The sequence below is a fragment of the Limnobacter sp. genome, assembly GCF_036405155.1.
Classification (GTDB): Bacteria; Pseudomonadota; Gammaproteobacteria; order Burkholderiales; family Burkholderiaceae_B; genus Limnobacter.
Genome location: NZ_DASWYD010000006.1, coordinates 739844 through 756479 on the forward strand (window position 1 = coordinate 739844; position 16636 = coordinate 756479).

Annotated in this window: 18 protein-coding genes and 1 pseudogene; 5 read left to right on the forward strand and 14 right to left on the reverse strand. The window is 55.4% G+C overall.

Annotated features, from left to right (window positions below):
* Positions 1-26: 26 nt before the first annotated feature.
* The 9 genes and pseudogenes from rpsO to VGE55_RS09850 all read right to left on the reverse strand — a co-directional run.
* Positions 27-296 carry a 30S ribosomal protein S15 gene (gene rpsO, locus VGE55_RS09810; RefSeq protein WP_331131502.1) on the reverse strand — a complete coding sequence of 90 codons (270 nt, stop codon included), beginning with the start codon at positions 294-296 and terminating at the stop codon, positions 27-29.
* 147 nt (positions 297-443) lie between these two features.
* A complete protein-coding gene (locus VGE55_RS09815) occupies positions 444-1985 on the reverse strand; it encodes a 2-isopropylmalate synthase (protein WP_331131503.1) in 1542 nt (513 codons plus the stop codon).
* Positions 1986-2070: 85 nt separating this feature from the next.
* The gene (locus VGE55_RS09820; protein WP_331131504.1) at positions 2071-3378 is read right to left on the reverse strand and encodes a citrate synthase; all 1308 of its coding nucleotides are present in this window, start codon (positions 3376-3378) and stop codon (positions 2071-2073) included.
* A gap of 30 nt (positions 3379-3408) precedes the next feature.
* A complete protein-coding gene (locus VGE55_RS09825; RefSeq protein WP_331131505.1) occupies positions 3409-3681 on the reverse strand; it encodes a succinate dehydrogenase assembly factor 2 in 273 nt (90 codons plus the stop codon).
* 75 nt (positions 3682-3756) lie between these two features.
* On the reverse strand, positions 3757-4473 hold the full coding sequence (locus tag VGE55_RS09830; protein ID WP_256765039.1) for a succinate dehydrogenase iron-sulfur subunit: 717 nt from the start codon (positions 4471-4473) through the stop codon (positions 3757-3759).
* 22 nt (positions 4474-4495) lie between these two features.
* A complete protein-coding gene (gene sdhA, locus VGE55_RS09835; RefSeq protein WP_331131506.1) occupies positions 4496-6277 on the reverse strand; it encodes a succinate dehydrogenase flavoprotein subunit in 1782 nt (593 codons plus the stop codon).
* A 2-nt stretch (positions 6278-6279) separates the two neighbouring features.
* Complete coding sequence (gene sdhD, locus VGE55_RS09840; protein WP_331131507.1) at positions 6280-6657, reverse strand: succinate dehydrogenase, hydrophobic membrane anchor protein; 378 nt, start codon at positions 6655-6657, stop codon at positions 6280-6282.
* A gap of 3 nt (positions 6658-6660) precedes the next feature.
* Positions 6661-7074, reverse strand: coding sequence for a succinate dehydrogenase, cytochrome b556 subunit (gene sdhC / locus VGE55_RS09845; RefSeq protein WP_256765042.1), 414 nt, complete (start codon positions 7072-7074; stop codon positions 6661-6663).
* Positions 7075-7250: 176 nt separating this feature from the next.
* Positions 7251-7970, reverse strand: a pseudogene (locus tag VGE55_RS09850) (GntR family transcriptional regulator); the annotation flags it as partial.
* A gap of 167 nt (positions 7971-8137) precedes the next feature.
* On the opposite strand from VGE55_RS09850, the gene VGE55_RS09855 reads away from it, so the two are divergent.
* Complete coding sequence (locus tag VGE55_RS09855; RefSeq protein ID WP_331131508.1) at positions 8138-9124, forward strand: malate dehydrogenase; 987 nt, start codon at positions 8138-8140, stop codon at positions 9122-9124.
* Between the two features lie 91 nt (positions 9125-9215).
* Positions 9216-10199, forward strand: coding sequence for an HpcH/HpaI aldolase/citrate lyase family protein (locus VGE55_RS09860; protein WP_331131509.1), 984 nt, complete (start codon positions 9216-9218; stop codon positions 10197-10199).
* A 24-nt stretch (positions 10200-10223) separates the two neighbouring features.
* Here the strand turns inward: VGE55_RS09860 and VGE55_RS09865 are convergent, their stop codons facing one another.
* From VGE55_RS09865 to VGE55_RS09875, 3 genes are read right to left on the reverse strand one after another with little or no spacing between them, the layout of a single operon-like run.
* Positions 10224-10703: a TspO/MBR family protein gene (locus VGE55_RS09865; protein WP_331131510.1), complete on the reverse strand. Its 480-nt coding sequence runs from the start codon at positions 10701-10703 to the stop codon at positions 10224-10226.
* Between the two features lie 20 nt (positions 10704-10723).
* Positions 10724-11128, reverse strand: a complete 405-nt coding sequence (locus tag VGE55_RS09870; RefSeq protein WP_331131511.1) for a PPC domain-containing DNA-binding protein — start codon at positions 11126-11128, stop codon at positions 10724-10726.
* A complete protein-coding gene (locus tag VGE55_RS09875) occupies positions 11128-11664 on the reverse strand; it encodes a DinB family protein (RefSeq protein ID WP_331131512.1) in 537 nt (178 codons plus the stop codon). The genes VGE55_RS09870 and VGE55_RS09875 overlap by 1 nt, the downstream gene beginning before the upstream one ends.
* Positions 11665-11970: 306 nt before the next feature.
* On the opposite strand from VGE55_RS09875, the gene VGE55_RS09880 reads away from it, so the two are divergent.
* Positions 11971-12288, forward strand: coding sequence for a hypothetical protein (locus tag VGE55_RS09880; RefSeq protein ID WP_331131513.1), 318 nt, complete (start codon positions 11971-11973; stop codon positions 12286-12288).
* Positions 12289-12323: 35 nt separating this feature from the next.
* Here VGE55_RS09880 and VGE55_RS09885 read toward each other — a convergent pair whose 3' ends face one another.
* Together VGE55_RS09885 and prpR are read right to left on the reverse strand one after the other, a co-directional pair.
* Entirely contained in the window at positions 12324-12683 is a 360-nt protein-coding gene (locus tag VGE55_RS09885; RefSeq protein WP_331131514.1) for a DUF2845 domain-containing protein, read from the reverse strand.
* A gap of 49 nt (positions 12684-12732) precedes the next feature.
* Positions 12733-14334 (reverse strand): propionate catabolism operon regulatory protein PrpR, encoded by a 1602-nt coding sequence (prpR, locus tag VGE55_RS09890; protein ID WP_331131515.1) that lies wholly within the window; start codon positions 14332-14334, stop codon positions 12733-12735.
* Positions 14335-14503: 169 nt separating this feature from the next.
* Here prpR and prpB point away from each other — a divergent pair, with 169 nt between their 5' ends.
* Together prpB and prpC are read left to right on the forward strand one after the other, a co-directional pair.
* Positions 14504-15391 carry a methylisocitrate lyase gene (prpB, locus tag VGE55_RS09895; protein WP_331131516.1) on the forward strand — a complete coding sequence of 296 codons (888 nt, stop codon included), beginning with the start codon at positions 14504-14506 and terminating at the stop codon, positions 15389-15391.
* Between the two features lie 76 nt (positions 15392-15467).
* Positions 15468-16625 carry a bifunctional 2-methylcitrate synthase/citrate synthase gene (prpC, locus tag VGE55_RS09900; RefSeq protein WP_331131517.1) on the forward strand — a complete coding sequence of 386 codons (1158 nt, stop codon included), beginning with the start codon at positions 15468-15470 and terminating at the stop codon, positions 16623-16625.
* Positions 16626-16636: the final 11 nt, after the last annotated feature.

Sequence of the window (16636 nt, forward strand, 5' to 3'; positions counted from 1 at the left end):
AATCAACGGATTGTGGCGTAGACCAATTACTTACGCAGGCCCAGTTGTCCGATCAGCGTACGGTACTTGTCAGTGTCGGTGCGCTTGAGGTAATCCAGCAGTTTGCGACGGCGGGACACCATGCGCAGCAGGCCGCGACGTGAGTGGTGGTCTTTGGCGTTGGCCTTGAAATGGTCGGCCAGCGAGTTGATACGGGCTGTCAACAGCGCCACTTGCACCTCGGGAGAACCTGTGTCGCCCTTGGCACGTTGAAATTCGGCAACGATGGTTGCCTTGTTGATGTTTTCTACAGTCATGTTAACTCCACTTGCGAAAACCCAAGCAAACCGGCTCAACAACCGAGCAGCCTAGGCTTCGTGCGAACAAACTTGGACAACTCTTTTACGCCTCCCAACCATGGGCAAGCAACCAAGCCCACGATTGTAGCGGAAAACCACGAGAAATCAAACCTGTGGGTTCAATTTCTCATTTTTGGACTGCAATTTGTTCAAAGCGGACAAATAGGCTTTGGCGGAGGCCACCACAATGTCGGGGTCTGCCCCGACGCCATTGACGATACGCCCACCGCGCTGAAGGCGCATGGTCACTTCACCCTGGCTTTCTGTGGTTCCCGAGGTAATGCCGTTGACCGAGAACAGCAACAACTCGGCGCCACTGGCGACCCTCGACTCAATGGCCTTGACCGTGGCGTCCACCGGGCCATTGCCCTCGCTTTCGGCCACAATTTCCTGGCCTTCTGCCGAAAACACCACCCGAGCCTGGGGACGCTCGCCGGTTTCAGACCGCTGGGAGAGGGACACAAACTTGTAGAAATCCTGCCCGCCATCGATGGAATCACCAGAGACCAAGGCATGAATGTCTTCGTCAAAAATCTCGGCCTTGCGATCGGCCAAGTCTTTGAACCGCTGGAACACCTCGTTGAGCTGGGCTTCCGATTCCATTTCGATGCCCAAGGCTTCAAGGCGTTGCTTGAATGCGTTGCGGCCCGACAATTTACCCAACACGATTTTGTTGGCAGTCCAGCCCACGTCCTCAGCGGTCATGATTTCATAGGTTTGGCGGGCCTTGAGCACACCGTCCTGATGAATACCAGATGCATGCGCAAAGGCGTTGGCGCCCACAATCGCCTTGTTGGGCTGAACCACAAAGCCCGTGATGTTGGAGACCAAACGGCTGGCTGGAACAATTTGAGACGTGTCGATGCCGACATCCAGGTTGAAAAAGTCACGCCGGGTTTTCACAGCCATCACGATTTCTTCCAGCGAGCAGTTTCCGGCCCGCTCGCCCAGCCCGTTGATGGTGCATTCAATTTGACGGGCGCCCCCCAAGGACACGCCAGCCAGCGAGTTGGCCACTGCCATGCCCAGGTCGTTGTGGCAATGGACGGACCACACCGCCTTGTCGCTGTTGGGTGTCATTTCCCGCAAGCTCTTCATGAATTCGCCATACAGCGATGGCACGGCATAACCCACGGTGTCGGGAATGTTGATGGTTTTGGCACCGGCCTTGATGACGGCTTCGCACACGCGGGCCAGAAAAGGCAACTCGGAACGGTAACCGTCTTCTGCAGAAAACTCGACATCATCGGTGTATTGAAGGGCCAGCTTCACGGCTTTGACGGCCTGCTCCAACACCTGCTCGGGTGTCATGCGCAGCTTGACTTCCATGTGCAAGGGCGACGTTGCAATGAAGGTGTGCACGCGTCGGCGTTCTGCTGGAGCCAGGGCCTCGCCAGCACGGCTGATGTCGCGCTCATTGGCCCGGGCCAATGAACACACCGTGGATTCTTTGACCACAGACGCAATGCTTTTGATGGCCTCAAAGTCACCGTTGCTGGACGCGGCAAAACCCGCTTCGATCACATCCACCTTCAGCTTTTCCAACTGTTTGGCGATGCGAATTTTTTCCTCCCGTGTCATCGAGGCGCCAGGGCTTTGCTCGCCGTCGCGCAAGGTGGTGTCAAAAATAATGAGGCGGTCTGACATGGTGAATCTCCTGATAATCCGTCAAGGATACAACAAAACAAAAAGCCACCCGAAGGTGGCTTTTTGAACACATCGAAAACGCAGATTAACGTTGACCGATGGGCTTGACGTTGCGGTGTGTGGCACCCATGAACAGCTGACGGGGACGACCGATTTTGTACTCGGGGTCTGCAATCATTTCGTTCAGTTGGGCAATCCAACCCACGGTGCGGGCCAATGCGAAAATGGCCGTGAACAGTGGCACTGGAATACCGATCGCTTTTTGAACGATGCCAGAATAGAAGTCCACGTTCGGGTACAGCTTGCGCTTGACGAAGTACTCGTCTTCCAGCGCGATCTTTTCCAAGGCCATGGCGATCTTGAACAGTGGGTCATCTTGCAGGCCCAGCTCGTTCAACACCTCGTGGCAGGTTTCGCGCATCAGCTTTGCACGGGGGTCGTAGTTTTTGTAAACGCGGTGGCCAAAGCCCATGAGGCGAACGCCGGAGTCTTTGTCCTTCACCTTGTTGATGAAGTCACCAATCTTTTCAACACCACCGTTTTGCTGAATTTCCATCAGCATGTTCAGGCAGGCCTCGTTGGCGCCACCGTGTGATGGGCCCCACAGACAAGCCACACCCGCGGCGATGGCGGCAAACGGATTAGTACCGGATGACGCGCACAAACGCACGGTTGAGGTGGAAGCGTTTTGTTCATGGTCGGCGTGCAGAATGAAAATGCGGTCCATGGCGCGAACCAGCACGTCATTGACTTTGTAATCTTCGCAGGGGTTGCCGAACATCATGCGCATGAAGTTGGCTGTGTAGGACAGCTCGTTCTTCGGGTACATGTGCGGTGCGCCAATGCCGTATTTGTAGGCCATGGCAACCAGGGTTGGCATTTTGGCAATCAAGCGGATCGCCGAAATGTCGCGCTGGTTTTTGTCCATGAGGTTCATGGAATCGGGGTAGAACGCAGACATGCCACCGACCAAGCCAGTCATCACGGCCATGGGGTGTGCATCACGACGGAAACCGCGCAGGAAGAAATGCATCTGCTCGTTGACCATGGTGTGGTTGGACACACGGGACACAAACTCGGCACGCTGGGACTCATTGGGCAGCTCACCGTTCAGCAGCAGGTAGCACACTTCCATGAAGTCGCAGTTGGTGGCCAGTTGCTCGATGGGGTAACCGCGGTACAGCAGCTCACCCTTGTCGCCATCGATGTAAGTGATGGTGGAATTACACGATGCGGTGGACAGGAAGCCTGGGTCGTAGGTGAACTTGCCGGTGGCGCCGTAAAGTTTGCGAATGTCGATGACATCTGGCCCAATCGTGCCCTGGTGGATGGGAAATTCAACAGACGGTGTGCCGTCAGTGAACGACAGCGTGGCCTTGTGTTCGGTGCTCATCGGATTTCCTTCTAATGGTCTATGTCTAAATTAAACGTCTTTCATCAACTGGATCACCCTTCGCACAGCAGGTGTGTCCAGGTCTCCCTCTGGTGCAGCGCGTCCAAGCAGGAGATCAAGCAGTTTGTTGTCGATTTCTTCGAACAACAGGGTTAGTGCCGCGACGTCGTCGTCGGTCAACTCCATTTCGTATTTGTCGAAAAACCGCTGAATAATCAAATCGTTTTCCAGCAAACCCCTGCGGGCACGCCAACGAAGCCGGGCTCGTTGTGCTGGATCGGTTTGATGCTGTTGATGACTCATAAACTACAACAAAAAAAACGGGGTTTTGCAGTGCACAACCCCGAATTGCTTAAAAAAATTGCAATGCGTCGGGTATCAGACAGCGCGACGCACCATCAATTCCTTGATTTTGCCGATCGCCTTGGTAGGGTTTAAGCCCTTGGGGCACACATCCACGCAGTTCATGATGGTGTGGCAACGGAAGAGCCGGTACGGATCTTCCAGGTTGTCCAAACGCTCGCCTGTTGCCTGGTCGCGGCTGTCCGCAATAAAACGGTAAGCCTGCAACAACCCAGCAGGGCCCACAAACTTGTCGGGGTTCCACCAGAACGATGGGCAGCTGGTTGAGCAGCATGCACACAAAATACATTCGTACAGGCCGTCCAGCTCTTCACGCTCCTCGGGCGACTGGAAACGCTCCTTCTCGGGGGGAGGCGTTTCGTTGACCAGGTAGGGCTTGATGCTGTGGTACTGCTTGAAGAACTGGGTCATGTCCACAATCAGGTCGCGCACCACGGGCAAACCGGGCAGCGGCTTCAGAACGATGGGCTCTTTCAGGTCGCGCAGGTTGGTGATGCAGGCCAGGCCGTTTTTGCCATTGATGTTCATGGCATCAGAGCCACACACACCTTCGCGGCAAGAACGGCGATATGACAGGGAGTCATCCACATCGCTCTTGATGCGCATCAACGCATCCAGCAGCATTTTGTCGGTGGGCTCCAGCTCCACTTCCAGCTTTTGCATCTTGGGTGCTTCGCCGGTGTCGGGGTCGTAGCGATAAATCTCGAATTTGACTACACGCTTTCCGCTCATGTTAATTACCTCGAATCCTTGATTAGAAAGTCCGCTTTTTGGGCTGGAAGGTTTCAACAGTCAGTGGCTTGGTGTTCACAGCCTTGTAATCCAGGCGGTTACCTTCGGAATACCACAGGGAGTGCTTCATCCACTTGTCGTCATCGCGCTCGGGGAAATCACGGTGAGCATGCGCACCACGGCTTTCTTCGCGGGCTGCAGCCGACACCATGGTGGCCTTGGCGGTTTCTTTCAGGTTGGCCAATTCAAGGGCTTCAACCAGCGCGGTGTTGAACACCTTGGACTTGTCCTTGATGAAAATGTTGTCGGCTTGTTCGGCCAACTCGTTGATCACCTTCACACCTTCGTTCATCAACTCGGTGGTGCGGAACACGCCGCAGTGGTGCTGCATCTTGGCGCGAATGCCGTTGGCCACGTCTTGCGTGCGCTCACCGGAGGTGCTGTTCATCAACTTGTTGATGCGCTCCATGGTGAAATCGCCCGCATCGGCTGGCAAGTCACGGTGGGTTTGCGACTTGAAGTTTTGCGACACGATGTGATTGCCTGCGGCACGACCAAACACAACCAGGTCGAGCAAGGAGTTGGTGCCCAAGCGGTTCGCGCCATGTACGGACACGCATGCGCATTCGCCAATGGCGTACATGCCGTTGACCACTTCCTGTGCGCCACCCGGTGTTTTGGGGGCTACAACCTGGCCGTAGAAGTTGGTTGGAATACCGCCCATTTGGTAGTGGATGGTTGGAACGACTGGGATCGGTTCCTTGATGGGGTCGACGTTTGCAAACTTGATCGCAATTTCGCGGATGGATGGCAGACGCTTCATGATGGTGTCTGCACCCAAGTGGTCCAGCTTCAGCAGCACGTGGTCCTTGTTGGGGCCACAGCCACGGCCTTCCTTGATTTCCTGGTCCATGGAACGGGACACAAAGTCACGCGGGGCCAAGTCTTTCAGGGTTGGCGCATAGCGCTCCATGAAACGCTCACCGTTGGAGTTCAGCAAAATACCGCCTTCGCCGCGAACACCTTCGGTGACCAGCACGCCGGCACCAGCCACGCCAGTGGGGTGGAACTGCCAGAATTCCATGTCTTCCAGTGGCAAACCTGCACGAGCCGCCATGCCCATGCCGTCACCGGTGTTGATGAAGGCGTTGGTGGAAGCAGCCCAGATTCGACCAGCACCACCCGTGGCAAACACGGTGACCTTGGCTTCCAGAATCATGATTTCGCCGGTTTCCATTTCCAGCGCGGTCACACCCACCACATCGCCTTCGGCGTTGCGGATGATGTCCAAGGCCATCCACTCCACGAAGAACTGTGTGCGGGCGCGCACGTTGCGCTGGTACAGCGTGTGCAGCAAAGCGTGACCGGTGCGGTCCGCTGCAGCGCAGGCGCGCTGAACAGGCTTCTCGCCAAAGTTGGCGGTGTGGCCACCAAACGGACGCTGATAAATCGTTCCGTCGGGATTGCGGTCAAAGGGCATGCCAAAGTGTTCAAGCTCGTACACCACTTTGGGGGCTTCGCGGCACATGAACTCAATCGCGTCCTGGTCACCCAGGTAGTCCGAACCCTTGACGGTGTCGAACATGTGCCAGTACCAGTTGTCTTCGGACATGTTGCCCAAAGAGGCGCCAATACCGCCCTGTGCGGCCACAGTGTGTGAACGGGTTGGGAACACTTTGGACAGCACAGCCACATTCAGGCCGGCTTCCGCCAGTTGCAGGGAGCAGCGCATACCGGCGCCACCAGCACCCACGATTACCGCGTCAAATTTACGACGTGGAAGGTTGGTTTTAACTGCAGTCACTTTCAGACCCTCCAGAGAATATCAGCGGCGTAACCGGCACAGCCGATCAGCCACAACGCTGTGAAAACTTGCAATGTGAGGCGAATGCCTGTGGGCTTCACATAGTCCATCCAGATGTCGCGGATGCCGATGTAGGCGTGATAACACAGGGACAAGAAGGCCAGCAGCGCCAAAATTTTGCCCAGCGGGAAGGACAGCAATGTGAAGTTAAAGAAGTGAACCCACTTGGTGTAATCGAGGTCGGGCGTGAACAGCACAGCCAGGAAGAGACCAATGGTATACAGGGCCATGATGACGGCGGTGATGCGCTGGGCAACCCACTCTTTCAGACCGTAGTGTGCGCCAACCACCAGGCGCTTGGAACCAATGTTGTTGCCCATGATTTAGAACACTCCGAACAGTTTGAGACCGAAGATGGCCGTGAGCGTAAGGCTGACCGCAAACACCGAACCAGCCGATTTGGCTGCTGCATACTTGTCGGTGCCCACGTGCATGTCGAGCACCAGGTAGCGGATCCCCGCGCAGAAATGGTGCATGTAAGACCAAATAAGGCCCAGCAAGACCACTTTCACCAATGGGTTGCCCACCAGTGCTTTCATCTCTTCAAAGGACAATTCAGAGGTCAAGCTTTTGTCGAACAGTGGCAACAAAATGATGGGCAAGGCCAAGAACATGACTGCGCCGCTGACGCGGTGCAGGATGGACAGCTTGCCTGCCAATGGCAGACGGTACTTGAGAATCTGAGTGACATGTATGTTCCGGTATTCCGGACGCTTTTTGGCAACAGTGTTTGACATGCTCAATTTCTTCTGTGTAAAAAAACCGGTTAGAGGGGGCCGCTCAGGGTTGAATACGGTTCCAAACAGACCCACATTTTGAACCAAATCACCTCAATCTTGAATATAAACCCCCAGAAGTTTTGGGGGTTTTTAGACGCTTTTGGGTCATTTTGGCTCAATACAATTAGATCAATTCAATACAATTCATTTTTATAGGAAAAACGGTCCGTCAGATACCAGCCACGGCGCAATTCCACGGGCTGGTCCGAATAGGTCATGGACTGCCGCTCTACCAGCAACAATGGCGCACCCACTGGCACTTGCAACACATTGGCCTGGGCCTCTTCAGCGCTCACTGCCTTGATGGTTTCGATTGCCCGCAGCATGCGAACCCCAAAACTGCTTTCCAGAAAGCCATACAGCGTGGAATTCCAGGCCTGAAGTCGCTCCAGCGTGAGCCCTTTGTACTGCGATGCAGGCAACCAGATCTCATCCAGAATTTGGGGCACCCCGTCAAACCTCAGCACGCGCTTGACCACAAACACAGAGTCGCTGGGTTTGATGTCCAACAACTTGGCGACGTGGGAATTGGCACGCACACGATCGACCGACAGGTAGTTTGACTTTGGCTTGCCGACGTTGATGTCATCGGCGGTGAGGCGCAGAAAGCGGTATTCCGCCTTGGCCTCGTTGTGGGTCGCCACAAAAGTGCCCCGGCCTTGCTTTCGAACCACCAGGTTGTCAGCAGCCAATTCATCGATGGCTTTGCGCACAGTACCCTGGCTTACGCCATAACGCACGGCCAGTTCAGTTTCGGAAGGTATGAGTTCACCTGGCTTCCATTCGCCATCTTGCAGGCTTTGTATCAGCAAGCCTTTGATTTGCTGGTACAAGGGGCTGAATGTCGGGTTGGGTGGTGGCAAGGTTGTCTCGGTCTGTTTTTCTCTATCCCATATCTTATATCTTATAGAGGACTTTTCAAAGACAAAGGGCTCTAAAACCGGAATTCGTCAACAAGCGGTCAGCGTTTGGGGCTAAACTATGGCCTTCGATTTTTCATCTCACTGTTGGAGTGTTCGTCATGACCAAACCCGCAATGCGTGTTGCAGTTACCGGCGCTGCTGGCCAAATTGGCTACAGCTTGTTGTTCCGTATCGCCAATGGCGACATGCTGGGCAAGGACCAGCCGGTGATTCTGCAGTTGCTGGACATCACCCCCGCCCTGCCAGCAGTAAAAGGTGTTGTGATGGAACTGGAAGACTGCGCATTTCCCCTGTTGCAGGGTGTGGTGATCACCGATGACCCTGCAACTGCATTCAAGGATGTGGACGTTGCATTGCTGGTGGGCGCACGCCCCCGCAGCAAAGGCATGGAGCGCAAGGACCTGCTGGAAGCCAACGGCGCGATCTTCACCGTTCAGGGCAAGGCACTGAATGACCACGCCAAGCGCAATGTGAAGGTATTGGTGGTGGGCAACCCGGCCAACACCAACGCCTACATTGCCCAACAGTCTGCACCCGACCTGGACCCGAACTGCTTTACATCCATGCTTCGCCTGGACCACAACCGTGCGTTGAGCCAGATTGCTGCAAAAACTGGCAAGCCTGTGGCCAGCATTGAAAAGCTGTGCGTGTGGGGCAACCACTCACCCACCATGTATGCCGACTACCGCTTTGCGACCATCGACGGCGCTTCCGTCAAAGACATGATCAACGACCAGGAATGGAATGCCAACACGTTCCTGCCCACCGTTGGCAAACGCGGTGCTGCCATTATTGAAGCGCGTGGCCTTTCTTCTGCAGCCTCTGCAGCCAATGCAGCCATCGACCATGTACGCGACTGGGTACTGGGCACCAATGGCAAGTGGGTGACCATGGGTATTCCTTCCGACGGTTCCTACGGTATTCCCGAAAAGACACAGTTCGGCTTCCCAGTAACATGTGCCAACGGCAAGTTCGAAATCGTGAAAGGCTTGGACATTGATGCATTCAGCCAAGAGCGCATCAACATCACCCTGAACGAACTGATGGAAGAACGCGAGGGCGTGAAGCACCTGCTGGGCAAGTAATTGCACCGCAGGGTGTGCTAAAAAGAAAGCCAGCCTCGCGCTGGCTTTTTTTATGTCCAGCAGATCCCTCCACTCGGAACCACACGTCGCCATGGGCCAGAAAAAACCAACACTGGATCTTGAACACATCTCCACCATTCTCTACAGCGAAGGACAGCTGCCCAGCCACCTGCCGGTGTGTGACCACTACGCTGGTAAGCCCAAGTTTTTTGAAAAGGCACTGACGCTTCAAGCGGAATTGGGGGCGTGCTTTGACATCACCCTGGACCTGGAAGATGGTGCGGAGGTGGGGCAACCGCAAGTAATGGCGCAGTGGGCCGCCCAGAGCCTCAAGGAATATGAACAGTTGCATGGCGCTGAGGCGCGTCGGCCCGGTGTCCGCCTGCACCCGGTGGCCGATGGCCATTTTGAGCTGGACATTCAGACTGTGCTACAAGAAAACGTGCCGACACCTGCATTCTTGATGCTCCCCAAGCCGGAGAAACTGGCCGATGTGCAATGGGCGCTTGAGCGGATTGGCGAACAGTGTAACAAAGCCAACAAACCGGCCCCACCGCTGCATGTGTTGATTGAAACCCACGGGGCATTGGCCGATGTGCATGCGATTGCCGGTTTGCCCGGCGTAGAGTCGCTCAGTTTTGGTTTGATGGATTTCGTGTCGGGTCACCGTGGGGCAATCCCCAAAAGCGCGCTGAATAGCCCCGGACAATTTGAAACCCCGCTGGTGCGACGTGCCAAGCTTGAAATTTCTGCGGCATGCCATCGATTTGGCAAGGTGCCTTCACACAATGTCAGTCGGCAGATCTTTCAGCCTGAGCAGGCTGGTGCCGATGCGGCCCGCGCCAAAAAGGATTTCGGCTACCTGCGCATGTGGAGCATTCACCCTGCCCAGATTGTCCACATTGTGTCGGCCCTGTTGCCCACAGCAGCCGAGGTGGACGAGGCAACCTTGGTTCTACAGGAAGCCGAAAAGGCCAACTGGGGGCCAATCCAGATGAAAGGTGAACTGCACGACCGGGCCAGCTATCGGTATTTTTTTGAGGTATTGAGAAGCCGTGCCAACAAATGGGGATAAACACCATCGGCTCGGGTCAAGCGGTCACCCCAATACACCGGGGTTCGCCCGCCAAACAGACCAAGTCAAGATGCTGGCAAAACCAACCCAGGCCAAATAAGGCAGCAGCAGGATGGTCGCCAATTTATTCAGTGGCCAGAAGGCCCGCACCGTGCATGCAATCAGCACCAGCAACAGCACGACATCAACAAAGGCCCACAAGCCCAAATTCCACGCGAAGAACAACCACGACCACAGGCCATTGACCAGCAACTGCGCAACAAACCACTCCAGTGCACCAGTGCGACGGGCTGAGGGAGACTGTTTCCACACCAACCAGACTGATATGCCCATGAGGATGTACAGTGCGGTCCAGACAGGCCCAAAGAGCCAGCCCGGTGGCGACCATTCAGGGCGAACCAGATTGGCATAGAAGCTTGCAGCGTTAACCGATGCAACAGCCCCCAGTGCACCGACCCCCAAGGTAACAGCCAGCCAAACCACCAGGCTTACAACATTTTTCATCAGTACCTCATGTCGATCGGTCAACGCTGGAAGGCTGGGCGAACCACCAACTCTTTGAATCCAGTGACTTCATCCATTTCACGAACCAGCGTCCACGCATCCAGCGACGTCAACAGAATTTCAGCCGTCGTGCGCACGAGCGTACCATACCCAAGATGCCCGCCCTTCACTTGTCCGGATGCATCGGCCACGGACAGGTGAATATGCGCCCCGCCCTGCGACAAACTACCGGAGATGGACACCAGCTCGAGAGGGCCTTGAATAAGGGTTTCGGCAGATTGATCTGCCAAGCGAATGGACGCGTTGGACAGGCTACCGATGCCAGACACAACGAATCCGGACTGTGTCGGAAAAGAACGCGACAATTGCTCAAGAAATTTGCGCAAATCATCGCCGGGTTGCAGTCGGACTGGAAGATATGACATCAAGACTCCAGATTGGGAACCAGCAACAACAAATCGGTGGCACCAAAGTCGATAGCCATCTGCGATAACAACGTGGTGAGTTGACCTCGATGGTGAGTTTGGTGATTAAACATGTGTAACAGGACAGCCCCCAGATTTTTCTTGAAGGGAACACCTTTCGTGGTTGTGAACATGAAGGGCTGATTCAATTCAGCTTCGGTCAACGCGGCCGTGAGTTCGATGAAACACTGGTCCAACGCTATTCGCTCCTGGAGCAGTGCATCAAAACTTACAAACAACGGTGCATCCAGCGCAGTGGGCCATGGCCTAAGGTGCATGCTGGACAACACGGCCCAGTGCGGAAACGCCTGGCTTAGTCGTTTTAACCACAGCGTGTCTGCAACTGCCAAGTGATTTAATGTGCCCCAGATCGATTTGAAAAATGCACCGCGGTCAAGTTGCAATTCATTGAACGGTAACTGCGCACATGTGCTGTAGATGCTGCGGTTCATCCACTGGTTATATTCTGCCAAACACTCAAAATGTTGTTTCATCATCAAACCATACGCTCCGCTCGAACAACTCTTGCCTGTGCGGCAAAAAGTAAAGTTTCGTAAAGGTGAGGAATGGTGCCCTCAAAAGCACCCCCTGGAAGTTCGTTCAAGCTGACCGTCCGTTTTACTCAAAACCCGCATCAGGACTTGATCTTTACGAGTATACACAGTTGGAAGTATTCGCCCCAGCGTGAATTCCACAACACACACCGAGCCCCCCTGCGTACACCAGCCCAAGAGGGGCTGCGTTAAACGCACAGATGAGTCGACGCATCCACACCCAAACAAACTTTTGAGGAATGTCGTGCCATGAAACTGTCCAAAACAAGTGCTGTTGTAGCCCTGATGATTGCCGGTGCACTCACCGCCAATCTTGCTGCCGCCCAAACACCCATGAGTCGGGATGTTCGTCAACAGGAACGCATCGAACAGGGCGTTCAATCGGGTCAACTCACCACCAAGGAGGCGGCGCATCTTGAAAAACGCGAGTCGAAGATTGATGCGGCAGAGGCAAAAGCTGGGTCGGATGGCAAAGTGACCAAAACCGAACACCGCCGAATTGAACGCATGCAAAACAGAACCAGCAAAGACATCTATCGCCAGAAGCACGATCGGCAAACCCAATAAGGCATACACAACCCAAGGCTGGGCAACAGTTTGCGCTATTCGGGTTGACGACCATATCGAATGGACAACACGCGCCCATCCTTGAAGCGAACCGTGGCCAGCAGGTTGCCTGTGCCACGGTCGTACAGCCACTCTTCAACAGGCTGACAAGGCACCACCGACCCCACATAAGCTGGTGACACGGGATACGGAGAACCGGGCAGATAAACCGGTGCGCAGGTGGTATCCGCCAGGGTGGGTTGCCCGCACTTGTACACCACCGATGCCTTTGAATCGCCTTCCGACACGCTGCCTGCAACGCAACGCAGGGACTCGGCATGGGCTTGCCAGCACGAGCCAACCGCCAGAAAAACCAAACAGCATTGCATCAACAGTTTCACGGCAATCTTACCCATGGATGAGTCGTCGACAAGCCACGATTGGATGGTATCACCAAGCCATGCGCTAGCGTTTGGACATTCGCCACACGGTCGATCTTGAAATACCCAAGTGTTTCACCACAGTGTGCACCTCGCCGCCTGCCATGGCCAGGGCTTGTTGCACCAATGCCGGTTTGTCTGGTTTGGATGCCTGTTGATAAGCCAGGGCCAATCGAGACCAATCGGTGACTGGCGTATCCATGGCTTCAACCCTCGGGGCTAGAGGCTCATTGCCTGAGCCCGATTCACCTGCATTGAAAACATCCGGAAACCAGGTTTTCCATGTCTCCAGCCGAAGGTCCTGCGCCAGCATGATGGCGGCTCTTTTGCACACATTTTTAAGTTGGCGAATGTTGCCTGGCCATGTCAGGCGCTTCAAATCGGGCAATGCAACGTTGAGAAACGCATCGAAGCGCACCTTGGGTACTCGCACCGGGGTGGCCCTCAGGAAATGCCCCGCCAGCAATTCGATATCCTCAGGACGCTGGCGCAGCGGCGGAATTTGAATCAGCAGTTCATTCAGTCGATAGTAAAGGTCTTCCCGAAAACGCCCCTGTTGCACAGCCAGCACCAAATCGACATGGCTGGCGGCCAACAAGCGGAAATCCACCTTGCGCGCAACGCTGGACCCAATGCGACGAACTTGACCTTCCTCCAGCACACGCAGCAGGCGCGTTTGAAATGCCAGCGGCATGTCCCCAATCTCATCCAGGAACACTGTACCCCCCTGCGCACTTTCGAACATGCCGGCACGCCCACCCTTCACTGCCCCTGAAAATGCACCTTCCTCGTAACCAAACAACTCACTTTCCAACAGGGTCTCGGTGAGCGATGCGCAGTTGATGGCCACAAAAGGCCTACCGGCCCGGGTGCTGGCGGTGTGAATGGATTGGGCAACCAGCTCCTTGCCCACGCCCGTTTCGCCTTGAATCAGCACTGCAAAATCCACGGTACCGCACAGGCGGATGGTGGCTCGCAGCTGCTGGACCGCTGGACTGACACCGAGAATATCCAGCTCGGTGTGGTGAACATAAGATGGGCGTGCCACACGGGGCGACCCGCCTGCTTTGGCGCTGGCCAGTCGAATGGCCTCATCAAATGCCTTCATCACCCCCTGACGGGAATAGATGAGGACGCTGTTTAACTTCAATTCCTGCGCAATTTCGTTCACCAAGCCGGGGCCCACAATGGTTTTGACGCCCAACTGAGCCAACTCCAGCACGGATTGTCGGGCATCCTCGGGGGTACGATAGGTGCGTGTGGGAATGGGCAGGTCAAATGCCCTGGAAAACTGCGCCAACTCATCGAATGCGGTTTCATAGGTCACCAAACCGACCTCCGGAGAGGTCCGTCGAGCCACAGCCAGCGCCTGCATCAGGTCAAAACCATCCGTGCGAATGACCACCAGCGGTGCCTCCAGCTGATTCGCCAAAAATGCACCGTTGGAGCCTGCCGCCACAAACACATCGGCCGTGTCGGTGTAATAGCGGTTGCGCGCATAGGCCAGGGCATCTTCATAGGCTTTGGACACCAGTTCGATGCTGGCCTGCTGAAGGTAATCCCGAGAGATTTCACGCAGCGTGCCTGCCAAGGCGCTGATGCTGAACACCACAATTCGAGGTTTCATAATCGACGGTTGCGTTTCAATAATGTTTCATTTGACACACTTATTGAAACACACAATTGCCCTCAACAGAACGAATTCAGATAAAAACAAGGCATATCAAACACTTGCTTAATAAACATGGCTTGGCACACCCCTTGCACCACAGGCTCGACTCAACTGGGAGAAGACCATGACTCAAGCATCTGCAGGCGCCCGTTTTCGGCAAGCTGTCCAAGAAGAACAACCTTTGCAAGTGATTGGCGCCATCAACGCCAACCATGCCCTGCTGGCCAAACGCGCCGGTTTCAAGGCCATTTACCTGTCGGGTGGCGGTGTTGCTGCCGGCTCGCTGGGCCTGCCCGACCTGGGTATTTCCGGGCTGGACGACGTTCTGACCGATGTGCGCCGCATCACCGATGTGTGCGACACACCCCTGCTGGTGGATGTGGATACCGGCTTTGGCGCCTCGGCCTTTAACATTGCCCGCACCACAAAAGCCATGATCAAGGCCGGCGCAGCGGCCATGCACATTGAAGACCAGGTGGGCGCCAAGCGTTGCGGCCACCGCCCAGGCAAAGCCATCGTGACCCAAGCAGAAATGGTGGACCGCGTGCGCGCCGCCGCCGACGCGCGGGGCAGCGACGAGTTTGTCATCATGGCCCGCACGGACGCCTTGGCTGTTGAAGGTTTGCAGTCGGCCATCGACCGCGCCTGCGCCTGCGTTGAGGCCGGTGCCGACATGATTTTCCCGGAAGCGATTACTGACCTGCAAATGTACAAACAGTTTGTAGAAGCGGTGAAAGTGCCCGTGCTCGCCAACATCACCGAATTTGGGTCTACACCACTGTTTACCACTGAAGAACTGAAGAGCGTGGGCGTGAGCCTTGTGTTGTACCCGTTGTCGGCTTTCCGGGCCATGAACAAAGCTGCGCAGTCGGTTTATGAGGCTGTGCGCCGGGATGGCACGCAAAAGAATGTGCTGGACCTGATGCAAACACGCATGGAGCTGTACGACGCGATTGGTTACCACGACTTTGAACAAAAGCTGGATGCCCTGTTTGCCCAAGGCAAGAAATAAATCAACATCGAATTCATAACCCCACATGAATTGGCGCTCACCCCATGAGCCCAACCAAATACAACTGGAGATCGAGATGACTGAACAAACCACAACACCAGGCTTCAAGCCCAAGAAGTCTGTTGCCCTGTCTGGCACCGCCGCTGGCAACACCGCACTGTGCACGGTTGGCCGCACGGGTAACGACCTGGCCTACCGTGGCTACGACATTCTGGACTTGGCCACCACCAGTGAATTTGAAGAAATTGCCCACCTGTTGGTGCATGGCAAGCTACCCACCGTGGCTGAACTGGCCAGCTACAAAACGAAATTGAAGTCGCTGCGTGGTTTGCCAGCGGCCGTGAAAGTGGCCTTGGAGCAACTGCCCCCCTCTTCCCACCCCATGGACGTGATGCGCACCGGCGTGAGCGTGCTGGGTTGCGTAAAGCCAGAGAAAGAAGACCACAACCACCCTGGCGCACGCGACATTGCCGACAAGCTGATGGCCAGCCTGGGCAGTATGCTGCTGTACTGGTACCACTTTGCCTACAACGGCAAGCGCATTGAAGTGGAAACCGACGATGACTCGATTGGTGGTCACTTCCTGCACCTGCTGCACGGCGAAAAGCCGCGCGACAGCTGGGTTCGCGCCATGCACACCTCACTGATTCTGTACGCGGAACACGAATTCAACGCGTCCACATTCACCAGCCGTGTGGTGGCCGGTACCGGTTCCGACATGTATTCCGCCATTTGCGGTGGCATTGGTGCCCTGCGCGGCCCCAAGCATGGTGGTGCCAACGAGGTGGCGTTTGAAATCCAGAAGCGTTACGACAACCCCGATGAAGCCGAAGCGGACATTCGCGCCCGTGTGGAGCGCAAGGAAGTGGTGATTGGTTTTGGCCACCCCGTGTACACCGTGAGCGACCCCCGCAACGTGGTCATCAAGAAGGTGGCGGAAGACCTGTCCAAAGAACAGAACAACATGAAGATGTACAAGATTGCCGAGCGCCTGGAAAGCGTGATGTGGGAAATCAAGAAGATGTTCCCCAACCTGGACTGGTTCAGCGCGGTGAGCTATCACATGATGGGCGTGCCCACCGACATGTTCACACCGCTGTTTGTGATTGCCCGCACATCCGGCTGGTCGGCTCACATCATCGAGCAGCGCATTGACGGCAAGATCATTCGCCCCAGCGCCAACTACACTGGCCCCGAAGACCAGGCCTTTGTACCTTTGAAAGACCGCAAGTGAGCTGGTGATGA